Raw genomic sequence first — 16247 nt, forward strand, 5'->3', positions numbered from 1 at the left:
AAAGCCGGCGCCCAGCCCAGGAGGAGACCGCCGTGGACTTCAGCATGCCGCCGGAACTGCAGGCCTATCTGGCCGAGCTCGACGCCTTCATCGAGGCCAAGATCAAGCCGCTGGAACAACAGGACGACAACATCCGCTACTTCGACCATCGGCGCGAATATGAGCGCACCGACTGGGAAGCCGGCGGCCTGCCAAAGAAGGAATGGGAGGAGCTGCTGGCCAAGGCCCGCAAGCTGGCCGACGAGGCAGGCCACCTGCGCTTCGCCTGGCCCAAGGAGATGGGCGGCAAGGACGGCTCCAACCTGGCCATGGCGGTGATCCGCGAGCATCTGGCGGCCAAGGGCCTGGGCCTGCACAACGACCTGCAGAACGAACACTCGATCGTCGGCAACAACCCCTTCATCCTGATGTTCAAGGAGTTCGCCACCAACGCCCAGTACGCCCGCGACGGCGACAAGCTGCTGGCCGGCCAGATGCGCACGGGCTTTGGCCTGACCGAGCCCAACCACGGCTCGGACGCCACCTTCATGGAGACCACGGCGGTTCCCCAGGAGAAGGACGGTCAGCCCGGCTGGCTGATCCGCGGCGAAAAAATGTGGACCACCGGCATGCATGTGGCGACGCATGTCATGGTTTTTGCTCGTACTTCCGGCAAGGACGGCGATGCGACCGGGATCACCTGCTTCATCGTTCCGGCCGACGCGCCGGGCGTGAAGGTCGAGGAGTACCTCTGGACCTTCAACATGCCGACCGACCACCCGCGGGTCAGCTTCACCGACGTCTGGGTGCCGGAAGACAGCTACTGGGGCCAGATCGACCGGGGCCTTGGGCTTGGCCAGTCGTTCGTCCACCAGAACCGCATCCGGCAGGCCGCCTCATCGCTCGGCGCGGCGGTGTTCTGCATCGAGGAGAGCGTGAAGTACGCCCGCAACCGCAAGCCTTTCGGCAAGCCGTTGGCCGAAAACCAGGCGATCCAGTGGCCGCTGGTCGAGCTGGCGACCCAGTGCGAGATGCTGCGGCTGCTGATCCGCAAGACCGCCTGGGACATGGACAACATGCCCCACAAGGAGGTCGAGAAGCAGCTCTCCGACAAGGTCTCGATGTGCAACTACTGGGCTAACCGGCTGGTCTGCGAGGCCGCCGACCGGGCGATGCAGGTGCATGGCGGGATCGGCTATTCGCGGCACAAACCGTTCGAGCACATCTATCGCCACCATCGCCGCTATCGGATCACCGAGGGCGCCGAGGAGATCCAGATGCGCAAGGTCGCGGCCTTCCTGTTCGGCTACCTCGGCCCGCGCCGGGCGCTGTTCAAGGACGCCGATCAGGCGTAGGCGGGCGAGCCATACAGACGGTCAAACACCGGCGGCAAACTGTCGGGCAGGCCCAGCAACGGGCCTGACGACAGCAGCAGCACGACCTCGTCGCCCTTCAGGTTCGATAGGGCGGCGATCGCCTGCTCGGCACTGGCGACAGCCTCGACACTCACCCCGGCGGCGCGGGTACGGGCCACGATTTCCTCGTGGCTGGATTGATCGTGGGTGCCCGCCCCATGCACCGGCGGCGGGCAGATCAGCACCCGCGAGGCGCCTTCGAACACCGTGTCGTACCAGGCCAGCGCATCGCGGCTGCGCCAGCTGAAGGTGTGCGGTTCAAACACCACGATCAACGGTCGGTCCGGATAGTGCAGCCGCATCGCGCCGATCGCCGAGTGGGCCTTTTCGTAGGAACTGCCGAAGCCTTCGATCACTGGAATGGTCGAGGTGACGGTCAGGCGGTCCAGCCGGCGGCGGATGCCGGCGAAGCTCTGCAGCCCCGCGACCAGCGCGGCCTCGCTCACCAGGCCGCGCTCCAGCAGGAAGGCGGCGACGCCGACGATGTTCTCGACGTTGTGCGCGCCGAGCAGCCCGGTCAGCAGGGCGATCTTGCGGCCGCCCGGCCCGATCAGGTCGAAGCTGGTGGTTTCGCCATAGACGACGTCGCGGCTGAACCATCCGTCGCACGGCGCGGTGTCGTACCAGACGACGCGGGCCTTGGTCTCATGGGCCACCGCGCGGATGGCCGGATGGTCGCGCATCACCGCCACGCCCTGCCCCGGCAAGGCGCGCAGCAGCTCCAGGAACGGCGCCTCGTACTCGGCGAAGGTCGGGAAGACGTTGACGTGGTCGTGGACCAGCGAGGTCAGCAGCAGATGGTCGGGATGATAGAGCGCGAACTTCGAGCGGCGGTCGCTCGTCGAGACGATGTACTCGTCCCCCTCCAGCACCACGTCGCCGGCGCCCCAATGCCCGGTCTCCGGCAGCGACGGCGAGATCGCGCCGACCATCCAACCCGGATTGGTCCCAGCCTGCAGCAGGATGTGAGCCATCAGGGCCGTGCAGGTGGACTTGCCAAACGATCCGGCCACCACCGTGGTCGGACGACCAGCGGTGGTCTCGCCCAGCATCTCGGCGAAGGTGGTGACTCGCACGCCGCGCCGGCGGGCCTCGATGACCTCGGGATTCGAATCGCCGCCCAGCTTGGCGCTGGTCCCCAGGACCAGGACGTCGAGATCGTCGGGAAGATTCGCGCCGTCGAATCGGCGATGGAACGGAAAGCCAAGATTCTCCACATAGGTGGACATCGGCGGGAAAACGTCTTCATCGGAGCCGGAGACATCGTGCCCCGCGCTGCGCATCATCAAGGCCACGGCGCTCATGCCCGCCCCGGCTATCCCGGTGAAATGGATGCGCATTCCGCCCAAAACCTCTTGTTTCCCTGGTGGTAGCGGCGGGCGTCCCACCCGTCGAGGGGCCAAGGCGTCGCGGCTCTGGCCCATTCACCGCAAAGCCCGTTAACCGGCGCTTAACCAAGGGAGCCGAGCCTCATCATCGTCTTCCATGAAGACGCCCACCATCACCGAACTTCGACAAAGCCCGGCCTCGGCCGGGCTCTTTTTTTGCTCTTTTGGGTCCGTGCGTTTCTGCGCTTGCGCACCCGCCCAACGCTGGGTATATCGCCGCCTCCAACGTGATCCCCGATAGCTCAGTTGGTAGAGCAGTCGGCTGTTAACCGACTTGTCGCAGGTTCGAGTCCTGCTCGGGGAGCCACCTTGGATTTTGAAGCGCCTTGCACAGCAAGGGCTTTGGAGCGCCAGCCGCTCATCCCCCAAAACGCATCTCGGCCCGCAAGGCGCCCCAAGACCGCGCCCGCTGAAGCTGCATGCCCGAGGCGGTCCAAGGCTGTGAGTACGGCCAGTTCTTCACGCACGGGGGGCCTGAATCGCCACCTACCCGCGACGGCTATCGCCAAGCCTATGGCCGCGAGGTGGCCTATATCGGCGACCCGGTCTTCGGATAGGATCGAGGCGAAGCAAGTTCGCCCGCCGCCGGAGAGCCCCGTGATGAAACGCCGTACATTCCTGGCTGCCGCCGCCGCCGCCGCCGCGGCCTCTCCCGTCCTGGCCCAAACGCCGGCCCCCGCCCCAGCGCCGGGCGGTCCGGTCAGGGTCAAGCTGGACACCGCCGAGGGGGCGATCATCCTGGAGCTCTATCCGGACAAGGCCCCGATCACGGCGGGCAACTTCCTGCGCTATGTGGACGGCAAGCGCTTCGACGGCGCGACCTTCTACCGGGCGTCGAAGGTGCCGAACGCTCCCGAGTTCGGGCTGATCCAGGGCGGGGTCCAGAACGATCCGGCCCGGGTGCTGAAGCCCATCGCCCACGAGCCGACCACCAAGACCGGCCTGTCGCACACCGACGGCGCGATCTCGATGGGCCGCACCAATCCGGGCACCGCGACCTCGGACTTCTTCATCTGCCTGGGCGACATGACCTATATGGACGCCGATCCCAAGCAGCCCGGCGACAACCTGGGCTTCGCGGCCTTCGGCAAGGTGGTCGAAGGCATGGACGTCGCGCGCAAGATCCTGGCCATGCCGACCTCCGAGACCGCCGGGGTCGGGGTGATGAAGGGCGAGATGCTGGCCAAGCCGTTGAAGATCATCACCGCCCGGCGGGTGGCTATCCCGCCATCGCCGACCTGAGAACCTCGTAGACGCGCGAGTCGCCCGACTGCGCGGCGTTGAAACGCAGATAGCCGCCGGCCGACTGCGTGAGGCTGAAGGCGTTGCCCGGCGCCAGCACCACCTCCTGCGCCAGAGCGCGCTGAGCGACTTGGCCGGCGTCCAGACCATCCGGCAAGGCGCACCACAGGAACATCCCGGCTTTCGGCTCGACCCACGGCGTCAAGCCGAGCGCTTTCAGGCGCGCTGAGGTTTCGCCGCGCGCGCGCGCCAGCCGCTCGCGCAGGGCCACCAGGTAGCGGCGATAAGCGCCGTCCTTGAGGATCGCCAGCACCAGTTCAGCGGCGAGGTGGCCGCCGGCGAAGGACGTGGCGACCTTCAGGTCGATCAGCCCCTCGATCCAATCGGCGCGCGCCGCGATGTGGCCGCAGCGCGCCGCCGCCGACAGGGTCTTGGAAAAGCTGCCGATGCTGACCACCCGCTCCAGCCCGTCATAGGCCGCCAGGCGCGGCGCCGGCTCGTGCTCGAAGTCGGCGTAGATGTCGTCCTCGATGATCGTCAGGTCGTGGCGCTCGGCGAGCTTCAGGATGCGATGCGCCGCCACGGGCGACAGCATCGCGCCGGTCGGATTGTGCGGCCCGGAATTGGTGATGTAGAGCCGCGGCGCGTGGTCGGTGAGCGCCTGGGCGAAGGCCTCCAGGTCGGGGCCGGCGGGCGTGTAGGGAACGCTCACCACCTTCACCCGGTGGGCGCGCAGCATGGCCTGGAAGTTGAAGTAGCAGGGATCGTCCACCAGCACCGTGTCGCCCGGCTCCAACAGGAAGCGGCAGACGAGGTCGATGGCCTGGGTGCCGGATTCGGTCAGTATGATCTGGTTAGGCGAGGCCTCCACCCCATGCTCGGCCAAGCGGCGAGCCAGCAGCTGGCGCAGGGCCGGCTGCCCCAGCGGCGGCCCGTAATCGGTCAGGTTCAGCGGCTCGGCCCGCGCCAGGGCGCGCAGCCCCCGGCGAAGGCCCTCCTGCGGCATCCACGAGGCCGGCAGCCAGCCGCAGCCGGGCATCAGCACGTCCGGCCCCGCCTCCAGCGACTGACGCGACACCCACAGCGGGTCGATGGAACGATCGAGGCGCGGCTCCAGCTCGGACAGGGCCAGCGGCGGCATGTGGCCGGCCACATAGAAACCCGAACCGCGCCGCGCCTGGATCACCCCCTCAGCCGCCAGTCGGTCATAGGCCTCGACCACCGTGGACTTGGAGACTCCCATGGCCGTGGCGAAGGCGCGGATCGACGGCGCCTTCGCCCCCGGCGCCAGGGCGCGGCGAGCGATCCGCTGGCGCACCTCGGCCATCACCCGCTCAACGAGGGTGAGGTGGTCCTGACTATGGCTGAGCGACATCCGTACCGGCCCCCGAAGCAATACAGTTTGACGAAATTGTACTGCATTGTCCCTGGATTGGCGAGCCGGTCGCCGCGATACCCGGAGCTCGATTGGGAGCGCATGCGATGGACATCAGGACCAGCGGCTGGATCAACGGGTTTCTCGGGGTCCTCATCTTCAGCGGCTCGCTGCCGGCGACACGGGTGGCCGTGGCCGACTTCGACCCGGTGTTCCTGACCGCCGCACGCGCCACCATCGCCGCGGGCATGGCCTTGATGCTGCTGATGGCGCTACGCGCCAAGCGGCCCGAACGCTCCGACCTGGCCTCGCTGGCGATCATCGCGGCCGGCGTGGTGGCGGGCTTCCCGCTGCTGACCGCCTTCGCGTTGCAGCACATCACCTCGGCGCATTCCATCGTGTTCATCGGCCTGCTGCCGCTGGCCACCGCGATCTTCGCGGTCCTGCGCGGCGGCGAGCGACCAAAGCCGTCCTTCTGGCTGTTCGCCGGCCTGGGCGCGGTGCTGGTGGCCGGTTTCGCCCTGACCCGCGGCGCGGAGGCCTCGCCGCTCGGCGACGGCCTGATGATCGCCGCCGTCGTGGTCTGCGGCCTGGGCTACGCCGAGGGCGGCAAGCTCTCGCGGCGGCTGGGCGGATGGCAGGTGATCTGCTGGGCGCTGGTCTTCGCCCTGCCCGTCATGGCGCTGATCGGCTGGATCGCGCGCCCGGCCACCCTGGAGGACGTCAGCGGGCCGGCGTGGCTGGGCCTGGCCTACGTCTCGCTGTTCAGCATGCTGATCGGATTTATCTTCTGGTACCGGGGCCTGGCCGAGGGCGGCGTGGCGGCGGTGGGCCAACTGCAGCTGCTGCAGCCGTTCTTCGGCCTGCTCCTGGCCGCCAGCCTGCTGCACGAGCCGATCGGCTGGTCGATGGCGGCGGTGACGCTCGCCGTCGTGGTCTGCGTCGCGGGCGCCAAGCGGTTCGCCTGACGCCCGCAACACGTAAGACTTAGTCCTTGGCGCGCTCTTGGTAGGAGCCGTCCTCGGTGAGGATGACCACGCGGGTGCCGGCCGCGATGTACGGCGGCACCATGATGCGCGCGCCGTTGGTCAGGATGGCGGGCTTGTAGGACGACGAAGCGGTCTGGTTCTTCACCGCCGGTTCGGTCTCGACGATCTCGAAAGTCACCAGACGCGGCAGTTCCAGCGCGATCGGCACGCCTTCATGGGTCGAGAGCTGGACGGTCATGCCGTCCTGCAGCCACGAGGCGTTGTCGCCGACGACGTCCTCGGACACCACGACCTGATCGAAGGTCTCGGGCTGCATGAAGTGGTAGCCCTCGCCGTCCTGGTAGAGGAAGTTGTAGTTGCGGTCGTCGACGAAGGCGCGCTCGACCTGCTCGGTCGTCCGCCAGCGTTCCGAAACCTTCACGCCGTCAGAGATGCGGCGCATGTTGAGCTGGGTGACCGGCGTACCCTTGCCGGGGTGGATGTTTTCCGCCGTCAGGACGACATAGAGCTTGCCGTCCATGTCTACGACGGCGCCTTTCCGGAGCGAGCTGGCAGCAACCTTCGTCAAGTGGTTCGTCCTCGAGCCTATTGGGGAGCCGAAAAGCGGCCCCGCGCGATTCCGCACGCCGGCGGTTTGTCGCGCACCTATACGATTGGCGGCCAATTCGCCAGACATGTTCGTTTTCGCCGCAGAGGGAAACCGCCTTGCAGAGCCCTGTTTCCTCCTCCTGGTGGCGCGCCGACCTGCACGCCGACCGCCGCCCGTTCCTGCTGGCGCGCAACGCGATCAAGCGCGCCTTCCGCGACTGGTTCGAGGTCCAAGGCTTCCTGGAGGTCGAGTGCGCGGCGTTGCAGGTCTCCCCTGGCAACGAGGCCCACCTGCACGCCTTCGCCACGCAAGCGGTCGGCATGGGCGGGGAGCTGACACCGCTTTACCTCCACACCTCGCCGGAGTTCGCCGCCAAGAAGCTGCTGGCCGCCGGCGAGACCCAAATCTTCGATTTCGCCCGGGTCTGGCGCAACCGCGAGCGCGGCCCCCTGCACCATCCTGAATTCACAATGCTGGAATGGTATCGCGCGAACGCCTCCTACGAGACTTTGATGGCCGACTGCGCCAGCCTAATGGCGCTAGCGGCGGAGACGGCCGGCGCCAAGGCGCTGACCTTCCGGGGCCATGAAGCCGATCCGTTCATGGAGCCGGAGCGCGTGACGCTGGCTGAGGCGTTCGACCGGTTCGCCGGGATCGACCTGCTGGCCAGCGTGTCGGCGGACGGAACCACCGACCGCGAGGGCCTGGCCGCCGCCGCCAAGGCCGCGGGCGTGCGGGTGTCGGGCGACGACAACTGGGCCGATATCTACAGCAAGGTGCTGGTGGAACGGATCGAGCCCCGGCTCGGCATGGGGCGGCCGACCATCCTCTGCGAGTATCCGATATCCGAAGCCGCCCTGGCCCGCCCCAAGGCCGCCGACCCACGGGTGGCCGAGCGCTTCGAGCTCTATGCCTGCGGGGTCGAACTGGCCAACGCCTTCGGGGAGCTCACCGACGCGGCCGAACAGCGACGACGCTTCGAGGCCGAGATGGACGAGAAGGCCCGCGTCTACGGCGAGCGCTATCCCATCGACGAGGACTTCCTCGCCGCCCTGCCCCACATGCCCGACGCCTGCGGATCGGCCCTGGGCTTCGACCGATTGGTGATGCTGGCGACCGGCGCCGAGCGGATCGAGCAGGTGCTCTGGACGCCCCTGGCCCCGACGCCGGGCCTGTAGGTCAGCCAGCGGTCAAGTTTGCCGGAAGACCTCGCATGGGCCATATGCGGGCGATGACCGCCGCCCCGACCCTTCGCAGCCCTCAAGCGCTCGCCGACGCCGGCCTGATCGCGCCTGAACGGCTGCCGGCCCTGGAACGGGTGGCGGCGCAGTATGCGGTGGCCATCACGCCGGCCCTGGCCGAACTGATCGATCCCACCGATCCCGCTGACCCGATCGCCCGTCAGTTCCTGCCGGCCGAGGAAGAACTGGCGGTCGATGATCTGGAGAGCGCCGACCCGATCGGCGACTTCACCCACAGCCCGATCGAGGGGATCGTCCATCGCTACGGCGACCGGGTGCTTCTGAAGATCACCCACACCTGCGCGGTCTATTGCCGGTTCTGCTTCCGGCGCGAGATGGTCGGCCCCGATGGGCTCAAGCCCCTGACGCCCAAGGCGCTCGACGCGGCGCTGGCCTATGTGGCCGAGCATCCAGAGATCTGGGAGGTGATCGTCACCGGCGGCGATCCCCTGGTGCTCTCGCCCCGGCGGCTGGCCGAGCTGACGGAGCGACTGGCCAAGATCGAGCACGTAAAGGTGGTCCGCTTCCACACCCGCGTCCCGGCCGTCGATCCAGGCGCTGTCACCGACGAGTTGGTCGAGGCGCTGAAATGCCCGGGCAAGGCGGTCTATGTCGCCCTGCACGCCAACCATGCGCGCGAGATGACGCCGCAGGTTCGCGCCGCCTGCGCCAAGTTCGTCGACGCCGGTCTGCCGATGATCAGCCAGACCGTGCTGCTCAAGGGGATCAACGATGACCCGGCGGTGCTCGGCGAGCTGATGCGGGCCTTCGTCGAGACCCGGATCAAGCCCTACTACCTGCACCAGGGCGACCTGGCGCCCGGCACCGGCCATCTGCGCACCAGCGTGGCGGAAGGCCGGGCGGTGATGCGCGAGATGCGCGGGCGGTTCTCGGGCCTCTGCCAGCCGACCTATGTGCTCGATATTCCCGATGGTCACGGCAAGGTGCCGATCGGGCCCGACTATCTGGCGCAGGACCAGCAGGTCGAAGACCCGAACGGCGTCTCTCACCCCTATCCGCCGCGCCGCTAGAGCGGCGGCTCCTTTACCTTCGACGTAATCGCAGAGCCTCCGCCACTGCGTCATCTCTTGGCCGCTCCGGACGACCGGACCAGCAACAGGAGACGACAATGCACAGGCGAGACCTTCTGACCGCCACCGTCCTGGCCGGCGCAGCCCTCTCGGCTCTCAGTGACGCGCAGGCCGCCACCACCCCCACAAAGGTCCGCCGTCCGGTAGTGACAAGAGATGGCGCGAGCCTGTTCGTCCGCGACTGGGGTACGGGCGAGCCAATCGTGTTCCTGGCCGGCTGGGCGCTGTGCTCGGACATGTGGGCCTACCAGATGGCGCCGCTGAGCGACGCCGGCTTCCGCTGCGTGGCCTATGACCGGCGGGGCCACGGCAAGTCCGACGATCCGGGCGGCGGCTATGACTACGACACCATGGCCGACGATCTGGCCGCGGTGCTGGACACGCTGGACCTGCGCGGCGTCACCCTGGTCGCCCACTCCATGGCCGGCGGCGAGGCGGTCCGGTATCTCAGCCGCCACGGCAAGGCGGGCCGGGTGAAGAAGGTGCTGTTCCTGGCGCCGGCCCTGCCGTTCCTGACCCAGACCCCCGACAATCCGACGGGCGTGCCGCTGGATCTGCTGGAACAGGGCCGCAAGGCGTTCCTGGCCGACTTCCCCAAGTGGATCGAGGACAACACCGCGCCCTTCGTCACGCCCGAAACCTCCCAGCCCATGCGGACCTGGCTCAAGACCCAGATGATGCAGACCTCGATGAAGGCGGTGCTCGACTGCAACCGCGCCATGATCTCCACCGATTTCCGGCCTGAACTGGCCAGGTTCGCCCTGCCCTGCCTGATCATCCACGGCGACAAGGACGCCTCGGCGCCGCTGGAGATCACCGGCAAGCGGGTCGCCGCCCTGGTCCCCGGCTGTGAACTCAAGGTCTATGCGGGCGCGCCGCACGGCCTGTTCGTGACCCACACGGCGCGGCTCAACGCCGATATCGAGGCCTTCGCGCTGCGTTGAGAAAACGCAGGTCTTCGCCTAGCCTGCCTTATCCCGCGCCGACACGGCGTGGTCAGCCGAGGGGGGACCTCGCGTGACGTCACGAAATTCGATCCTGACCGCGATCGTGCTCGGCGGCCTCGTCGCCGGCACGATCGATATCGGCGCGGCCATGCTGATCAGCGGCAAGAGCATGGGCTTCATCCTGCAGTTCATCGCCGGCGGCGTGCTGGGCAAGGCCTCGTTCGGCGGCGGAATGGGAACCGTTGTCCTCGGCGCGGTGCTGCAAGGGGCGATGTCGCTGATCATCGCCGCGATCTTCGTCCTGGCCAGCCTGAAACTGCCCTGGATGCGGCGACGCTGGATCGCCGCTGGCCTGGCGTTCGGCGTGGCGACCTATGTCGTCATGACCTACGTCGTGGTTCCGCTCTCCGCCATCGGCGGCGGCTGGCATTTTTCGCTCATGCCGTTCCTCAAGAACCTGGCGGCCATGCTGGTCTTCGGCCTGATCGTCGCCGCCTTCGCGCGGCGGTACGTGAGGCCGGTCTAGGCGGGGCTCTGGCCCACCACGACCACTAGCCCCACGAGCATGAGGCCGTAGCCGAACGCCATCTGCCAGGAGAAATCCTCCTTGAAGATCAGCCACGCCGCCAACGGCACCAACGCCGAACCGACCAGCGAAAAGACATAGGCGCTGGAGAGCGGCACGCGGGTCAGGACATAGAACCAGAATAGAGCCGTCACGCCATACCAGGCGAAAGCGCCGATCAGCGGCCAGTTCTGCACCACCCGCAGGATGAACGGCCCCTCAAGCCGGGTGTTGTAGATCGAGGCCCATTTGAACATCACCTGGCCGATCGGCAGGGCGATGGCGAAGACCGAACACAGCAGCGCGTCCTTCCAGTGCATCAGGCTACTCGGCGGCTATGCGCTCAAGCGTGCGCAGGTAGGGGTGGATGGGACGCGAGGGAACATTGATGACATCGAAGTTCATCGCCTGCAGCAGCAACTGCACGCCGATGATGACCGGTAGCGCCGCCGTCATGACGACCCCGGCGGACGCCGCCTGCCCTGGATCGCGCACCGCCAGCCAGTTGAGCCCGTAGAGGGAGCCGAACGCCAGCAGCGCCAGACCGCTCAATGTCTCCAGCGTCGCGACATTGAAATCGCGGACAAGGTACTGGCCGAAGATCCGCCGGACAAAGTTCCGCAAATGTCTGAAGACGAACGGCCCGAGCACGGCGCCGATCCGCAGATTTGAGACCTCGTCGCCATACCTGGCCGGCATCGGGACATCACGCACCACCGCCCGCAACGTCCCGAGGTGATAGAGCAGGTCGGTCTCGAAGAAGTACCGGCGCGAAATGCGCTTTTCGGTCACCTGCTTGGCCACGCTCGCCTCGATGGCGGTGAAGCCATTGGTCGGATCGAAGATGTTCCAATAGCCGGTCGACACCTTCGCGGCGAAGGACAGCACGGCGTTTCCGAAGGCGCGCAGCCCCGGCATGGTCGTCAGGTGGCTGAGGGAGCTAAACCGATTGCCCTTGGTGTAGTCGGCCTCGCCGAGCAGGATCGGCGCCACGAGGTGCGGCAGATAGCTCAGGTCCATCTGGTCGTCGCCGTCGACCTTCACCAGGATCCGGCCGCCGCGACGCGCGGCCTCGGCATAGCCGGCGATGACGGCCCCGCCGACCCCTTGGTTCTGCGCCAGCCGCACGATGACCACGCGGGGGTCGAGCCCCTGGGCTTGCAGGAAATCGGCCGAGCCCTGCGGACAGGCGTCATCGACACAGACGATCCCCTCGATCCACGCGGGCGCGCTTTCGATCACCTGCAGGATGTGATCGCGCACCTTGTAGCAGGGGATGACCAACCAGATGCCGGCGTCGCGCAGGGTCGTCTCGACCGTACCGTTAAAATGGGCCTGCGGAACCACCCGCCCCTTGGCGCCGCCCTGCAGTGAAGACCCGAGGCTGGCCATCAGATTGGCTCACGCACCAGAGCGATCTGATGGATGACCACCTCGCCGCCGGCCTCTTTGTCGAGATCCAGCCGGACATGCTCGATCATCGACCTCATCCAATCGCCGCCACCGGCCGGCAAATCCTTCATGTCGTACACGAGCACCACCGGCACCCCCGCCAGCGGGGCCGCCGGGTCCCCAGGGAAACTCATGAACGCCGGCGCTTCTCCGTGCCGCCTGGTCACGTAATAGAGTGCGCCATCCCAACCGGCCCCGGCCTTCACGCGCGTCAACCGGACGACAACCAGGCTGGCCTCCGACCCGCGCAAATTGAGCGGGATCCGAAGTCTCGCATCGGGCGCTACGCTCGAAACATCCAGTCCCTCTCCTGCGACGTGCCTGGACACGGCGTTCGGCGTCTGGACCTCGACGGGGCCTTTGGCGAAGTCCCAGGCCTTAACGACCGCCGCCGGTCGGCCATCGACCAGAAAGTCTCCGCTCGCCTGGTCCCAAGCGACCAGGGCGGCCCAGTTGCGCGACGGTTCGGGATCGTTGGGCTTGTCACAGGCGCAGAGCGTCAGAACGGCCAGCAGGCTCGCGAGGATCGGCTTGCTCATGTCGTCGGCTCTCTGACATAGGCCGCCAGCTCCCGGCCGCTGAAAACCTTGCGCCATCCGGCTCCGGGGGTTCGATCCCCGAACACGATGGCGCTGCGCGCATTGCGGAGCGGTCTTTCGGCAAGCGGCCCGGGGGGCGTGGCGCGGACCGTCACCCGCCCCTTCAGACGCAGGAAGGCGATATGCCCGTCGTTCCCATCGTTGACGATCACGACGGTCGGACCGGCGACGTCGAGGATGAGCGCGCCGGCCACGTGAAGCTCGTGCTCGATCGTTCGCGAGCGCTGCGCGAACTCGCCGACCCAGGCATCGTCGGCGCGGGTCGACAAGAGCCCCAGGACCACGAAATAGGCCGGCCATGCCCGGCGGACAGACACCCCGGCCAAGGTGGCCAGCGCGATCGCCAGCGTTGCGAGGATCGCGACCAGGCGCGAACCGCCGACATAGCCGAAGGGGAACCGCACGACGTCAGGCGACGCAAAGGCGGTGATCGCGGTTCCATCCCAGGGATTGAGCCGCACGCCGAGCGCAAGGGCGCCGAGAAGCCCTGCCAATCCAACCAGGATGGCGCCCGCAACCAACCCCCGCCGCCGCAGGGTGGACGACCTCTCCCAGGCGCTCAGCGGCCGGGCGGCGAGCAGCCAGAGCATCGGCACGTAGAATTCGAAATAGCGCCCCCAGAGGCGCCTGGTCTCAGTCTCCAGCACCGCCATCTTGAAGGAAAAGATCGTCACCATGGCGAGGGTGGCCGCCAAACACAGGGCCACGAACAGGAAGGCGAGGTCCGCTGAATCAAGCTGGCCTGGGCCGCGCTCGCGCAGCATGACGGTGGCGGCGGCGATCAGGGGGACCGCGACGAATATCGCCGTCAAAGCCGTCATGCTGGTCGCCGAGAGGGCTGCGACGCCCCACGCATTCACAGCCGTGGCGTGGCCAAGATGCTCGGCGTAGGCCGAACCCCGGAAGAAACTGATCGCCTGGCTCAGCGGCTGACCGTCCGCCAACTCGACGCCGACGCCGATGGTCAGGAACGCCAGTCCAAAGAGCGCCAGTCGGCCCAGGAGCGGCAGCAGCCCCGCCCGGCGGACGAGCGTGTCGACAAGGCACAGCGCGGCATAGGCGGCGACCACCACCACGCCATGCGGCTTGACCAGAACCAGGGCTCCCGACAGTCCGCCAACCAGGACGGCGCCGAGCAGCGGCCGCGAAAGGAAGGTTCGATAGACCACGAAGGCGATGAGACAGAGCAGTCCGGCATAGACCCCGTCAGGCATCGCCGAGAAGGCGAAGCGATAGTAGGGGAAGACGGCGGCGATCAGCAGGAACCCCAGCGCGACCTTGCGCCCGCATTCCTTGACCGCGATGGAATACAGCAGGGCCAGGCCGCCGAAATAGGACGCCGCCCCGATCAGCCGCATCCAGGGGATGACGTTCAGCGACAGGTCGTCCACCAGTCGGATGATCGCGAAGTAGAGCGTGTTGGCGACCGGCTGCACCATCTGGTAGCGGCCCGGATCGAAGGCCAGCTGCCGCGCGTACAACGCCCGGATCAGATAGGCGCCTTCATCGCCCGCATAGAGCGGAAGCTCGCCGAACAGGCGGTTTACATAGAACAGCAGCACGCCCGCGCCGAGACTGAGCACGACGCCCTGGCCCGCCAATAGGCCCCATCTACGCAGTCGCCCGTCCAACGCCTCAGCCCAAGCTCGAAGCCCCGCCCCCGGGGAACAATCAAGTTATAGTAGAGAGGAGTCGAAAATTCACCATGTAAAGTAGCGCTGGGATCAGGCGACCTCGGCGCGACCAGCCATGATGCTACGGGCCACGGCCTCAGCGACCTTGATACCGTCGATGGCGGCCGAGAGGATGCCGCCAGCATAGCCGGCGCCCTCGCCGGCCGGGAACAGCTGGCGGGTGTTGAGGCTCTGGAAGTCGGCGTCGCGGGTGATGCGCACCGGCGACGAAGTGCGGGTCTCCACGCCGGTCAATAGGGCGTCCTCGGCGTCGAAGCCGGGGATCTGGCGGCCAAAGGCCGGCAGCGCCTCGCGGATGGCGGTGATGGCGTATTCGGGCAGGCACGAGGCCAGGTCGGTGGGCGTCACGCCAGGCCGATAGGATGGAACCACCGAGCCCAGCGCGGTCGAGGCGCGCGCCGCCAGGAAATCCCCGACGCGTTGGCCAGGCGCCGCATAGGTCTTGCCGCCGGCCTTGAAGGCCTGAGCCTCCCACTTGCGTTGCAGCTCGATGCCCGCGAGCGGGTGCCCCGGATAGTCCTTGTCCGGCGTGACCGCGACCACGATGCCGGCGTTGGCGTTCCGCTCGTTGCGCGAATACTGGCTCATGCCGTTGGTGACGACGCGGCCGGGCTCGGAGGCCGCGGCGACCACGGTCCCGCCGGGACACATGCAGAAGCTATAGACCGTGCGTCCGTTCGAGCAGTGGTGCGAGAGGCTGTAGGCCGCCGCCCCCAGGTCCTCGTGGCCGGCGTTCGTGCCGAACCGGGCGCGGTCAATCCACGACTGCGGATGCTCGATGCGGAAGCCGATCGAGAACGGCTTGGCCTCGACGTGCACGCCGCGGTCGAACAGCATCTGGAAAGTGTCGCGGGCGCTGTGGCCGACGGCCAGCACCACGTGGTCGGATTCGATATAGCCGCCGTCCTGAAGCACAACGCCGCGCACCTTGCGCACGCCGCCCGGGCCGACGACGACGTCGATGTCCTCGACCCGGTGCTCGAAGCGGTACTCGCCGCCCAGGGCCTCGATCTTGGCGCGCATGCTCTCGACCATGGTCACCAGCCGGAAGGTGCCGACATGGGGGTGGGCCTCGGTCAGGATCTCGGCCGGCGCGCCGGCCAGGACGAACTCGGTCAGCACCTTGCGGCCCAGGTGGCGCGGGTCCTTCACCTGGCTGTAGAGCTTGCCGTCGGAGAAGGTCCCTGCCCCGCCTTCGCCGAACTGGACGTTGGATTCAGGGTTCAGCACACCCTTGCGCCACAGGCCCCAGGTGTCCTTGGTCCGCTCGCGCACGACCTTGCCGCGATCGAGGATGATGGGCTTAAAGCCCATCTCGGCCAGGATCAGCCCGACGAACAGGCCGCACGGCCCCGCGCCGATCACCACGGGGCGGCTGCCGAATTCGGCCGGGGCCTGGGCGACCGGCCGATAGGCGGTGTCCGGCGTCGGCTGGACGCTGCGATCCTCGGCGAACCGCGCCAGCACCTGCGCCTCGTCGCGCAGGACGACATCCACCGAATAGACCATCAGGATCGCGGCCTTGCGGCGGGCGTCGTTGGCGCGCCGCGCCACGGCGAACGAGATCAGGTCGTCAGCGATCACGCCCAGCCGTTCGAGAATGGCGGCGGGCAGCGCCGCCGGCTCGTGGCCGAGGGGCAGTTTCAGTTCGGTCAGTCGCAGCATGGGGCCTATGTAGCCG

At 67.6% G+C, this 16247-nt stretch carries 16 protein-coding genes and 1 tRNA gene; 9 read left to right on the plus strand and 8 right to left on the minus strand.

Going from position 1 to position 16247, the window contains the following annotated elements; genetic code table 11:
* Positions 1 to 32 precede the first annotated feature (32 nt).
* Entirely contained in the window at positions 33 to 1334 is a 1302-nt protein-coding gene (locus tag ASE02_RS20870) for an acyl-CoA dehydrogenase family protein (protein WP_369818602.1), read from the plus strand.
* On the opposite strand, the gene ASE02_RS20875 is transcribed toward ASE02_RS20870, so the two are convergent.
* Complete coding sequence (locus ASE02_RS20875; protein ID WP_056737035.1) at positions 1325 to 2734, minus strand: Mur ligase family protein; 1410 nt, start codon at positions 2732 to 2734, stop codon at positions 1325 to 1327. The genes ASE02_RS20870 and ASE02_RS20875 overlap by 10 nt on opposite strands.
* Positions 2735 to 3013: 279 nt before the next feature.
* Here ASE02_RS20875 and ASE02_RS20880 point away from each other — a divergent pair.
* From ASE02_RS20880 to ASE02_RS20885, 3 genes are all read left to right on the plus strand, one after another.
* Positions 3014 to 3089: transfer RNA gene (locus tag ASE02_RS20880), tRNA-Asn, on the plus strand.
* A gap of 112 nt (positions 3090 to 3201) precedes the next feature.
* The gene (locus ASE02_RS22525; RefSeq protein ID WP_156406164.1) at positions 3202 to 3339 is read left to right on the plus strand and encodes a hypothetical protein; all 138 of its coding nucleotides are present in this window, start codon (positions 3202 to 3204) and stop codon (positions 3337 to 3339) included.
* Positions 3340 to 3382: 43 nt separating this feature from the next.
* A complete protein-coding gene (locus ASE02_RS20885; RefSeq protein ID WP_056737037.1) occupies positions 3383 to 4024 on the plus strand; it encodes a peptidylprolyl isomerase in 642 nt (213 codons plus the stop codon).
* Here ASE02_RS20885 and ASE02_RS20890 read toward each other — a convergent pair.
* Complete coding sequence (locus ASE02_RS20890) at positions 4002 to 5399, minus strand: PLP-dependent aminotransferase family protein (RefSeq protein ID WP_056737039.1); 1398 nt, start codon at positions 5397 to 5399, stop codon at positions 4002 to 4004. The genes ASE02_RS20885 and ASE02_RS20890 overlap by 23 nt on opposite strands.
* A gap of 107 nt (positions 5400 to 5506) precedes the next feature.
* Between ASE02_RS20890 and ASE02_RS20895 the strand changes: the two genes are divergently transcribed.
* Positions 5507 to 6367 (plus strand): DMT family transporter, encoded by an 861-nt coding sequence (locus ASE02_RS20895; RefSeq protein WP_056737041.1) that lies wholly within the window; start codon positions 5507 to 5509, stop codon positions 6365 to 6367.
* 19 nt (positions 6368 to 6386) lie between these two features.
* Here ASE02_RS20895 and efp read toward each other — a convergent pair whose 3' ends face one another.
* Positions 6387 to 6956, minus strand: a complete 570-nt coding sequence (efp, locus tag ASE02_RS20900) for an elongation factor P (protein ID WP_255354074.1) — start codon at positions 6954 to 6956, stop codon at positions 6387 to 6389.
* A 137-nt stretch (positions 6957 to 7093) separates the two neighbouring features.
* On the opposite strand from efp, the gene epmA reads away from it, so the two are divergent.
* The 4 genes from epmA to ASE02_RS20920 all read left to right on the plus strand — a co-directional run bounded on the left by epmA (position 7094) and on the right by ASE02_RS20920 (position 10782).
* The gene (gene epmA / locus ASE02_RS20905) at positions 7094 to 8155 is read left to right on the plus strand and encodes an EF-P lysine aminoacylase EpmA (RefSeq protein WP_056737045.1); all 1062 of its coding nucleotides are present in this window, start codon (positions 7094 to 7096) and stop codon (positions 8153 to 8155) included.
* A gap of 53 nt (positions 8156 to 8208) precedes the next feature.
* Complete coding sequence (locus ASE02_RS20910) at positions 8209 to 9249, plus strand: lysine-2,3-aminomutase-like protein (protein ID WP_056737425.1); 1041 nt, start codon at positions 8209 to 8211, stop codon at positions 9247 to 9249.
* A 98-nt stretch (positions 9250 to 9347) separates the two neighbouring features.
* On the plus strand, positions 9348 to 10253 hold the full coding sequence (locus ASE02_RS20915) for an alpha/beta fold hydrolase (RefSeq protein ID WP_056737047.1): 906 nt from the start codon (positions 9348 to 9350) through the stop codon (positions 10251 to 10253).
* Between the two features lie 73 nt (positions 10254 to 10326).
* Positions 10327 to 10782 (plus strand): hypothetical protein, encoded by a 456-nt coding sequence (locus tag ASE02_RS20920; RefSeq protein WP_056737048.1) that lies wholly within the window; start codon positions 10327 to 10329, stop codon positions 10780 to 10782.
* Here the strand turns inward: ASE02_RS20920 and ASE02_RS20925 are convergent.
* The 5 genes from ASE02_RS20925 to ASE02_RS20945 form a co-directional block, all read right to left on the minus strand.
* Positions 10779 to 11141: an EamA family transporter gene (locus ASE02_RS20925; RefSeq protein ID WP_056737050.1), complete on the minus strand. Its 363-nt coding sequence runs from the start codon at positions 11139 to 11141 to the stop codon at positions 10779 to 10781. The genes ASE02_RS20920 and ASE02_RS20925 overlap by 4 nt on opposite strands.
* A gap of 4 nt (positions 11142 to 11145) precedes the next feature.
* The gene (locus ASE02_RS20930; RefSeq protein ID WP_235536776.1) at positions 11146 to 12213 is read right to left on the minus strand and encodes a glycosyltransferase family 2 protein; all 1068 of its coding nucleotides are present in this window, start codon (positions 12211 to 12213) and stop codon (positions 11146 to 11148) included.
* Positions 12213 to 12812 carry a hypothetical protein gene (locus tag ASE02_RS20935; RefSeq protein WP_056737052.1) on the minus strand — a complete coding sequence of 200 codons (600 nt, stop codon included), beginning with the start codon at positions 12810 to 12812 and terminating at the stop codon, positions 12213 to 12215. Before ASE02_RS20935 ends, ASE02_RS20930 begins: the two co-directional genes overlap by 1 nt.
* Positions 12809 to 14473: a hypothetical protein gene (locus tag ASE02_RS20940; RefSeq protein WP_056737054.1), complete on the minus strand. Its 1665-nt coding sequence runs from the start codon at positions 14471 to 14473 to the stop codon at positions 12809 to 12811. The genes ASE02_RS20935 and ASE02_RS20940 overlap by 4 nt, the downstream gene beginning before the upstream one ends.
* Positions 14474 to 14596: 123 nt before the next feature.
* The gene (locus ASE02_RS20945; protein ID WP_056737056.1) at positions 14597 to 16231 is read right to left on the minus strand and encodes an NAD(P)/FAD-dependent oxidoreductase; all 1635 of its coding nucleotides are present in this window, start codon (positions 16229 to 16231) and stop codon (positions 14597 to 14599) included.
* Positions 16232 to 16247: the final 16 nt, after the last annotated feature.

The organism is Phenylobacterium sp. Root700 (genome assembly GCF_001429025.1).
Lineage (GTDB): Bacteria > Pseudomonadota > Alphaproteobacteria > Caulobacterales > Caulobacteraceae > Phenylobacterium.

Bases quoted from the DNA above. Each gene is read 5' to 3' on its own strand.
- ASE02_RS20925 (WP_056737050.1), bottom strand. From the start codon at position 11,141: ATGCACTGGAAGGACGCGCTGCTGTGTTCGGTCTTCGCCATCGCCCTG.
- ASE02_RS20895 (WP_056737041.1), top strand. From the start codon at position 5,507: ATGGACATCAGGACCAGCGGCTGGATCAACGGGTTTCTCGGGGTCCTC.
- ASE02_RS20890 (WP_056737039.1), bottom strand. From the start codon at position 5,399: ATGTCGCTCAGCCATAGTCAGGACCACCTCACCCTCGTTGAGCGGGTG.
- ASE02_RS20875 (WP_056737035.1), bottom strand. From the start codon at position 2,734: ATGCGCATCCATTTCACCGGGATAGCCGGGGCGGGCATGAGCGCCGTG.
- ASE02_RS20910 (WP_056737425.1), top strand. From the start codon at position 8,209: ATGACCGCCGCCCCGACCCTTCGCAGCCCTCAAGCGCTCGCCGACGCC.
- ASE02_RS20915 (WP_056737047.1), top strand. From the start codon at position 9,348: ATGCACAGGCGAGACCTTCTGACCGCCACCGTCCTGGCCGGCGCAGCC.
- ASE02_RS20945 (WP_056737056.1), bottom strand. From the start codon at position 16,231: ATGCTGCGACTGACCGAACTGAAACTGCCCCTCGGCCACGAGCCGGCG.
- ASE02_RS20885 (WP_056737037.1), top strand. From the start codon at position 3,383: ATGAAACGCCGTACATTCCTGGCTGCCGCCGCCGCCGCCGCCGCGGCC.
- ASE02_RS22525 (WP_156406164.1), top strand. From the start codon at position 3,202: ATGCCCGAGGCGGTCCAAGGCTGTGAGTACGGCCAGTTCTTCACGCAC.
- ASE02_RS20935 (WP_056737052.1), bottom strand. From the start codon at position 12,812: ATGAGCAAGCCGATCCTCGCGAGCCTGCTGGCCGTTCTGACGCTCTGC.
- ASE02_RS20930 (WP_235536776.1), bottom strand. From the start codon at position 12,213: ATGGCCAGCCTCGGGTCTTCACTGCAGGGCGGCGCCAAGGGGCGGGTG.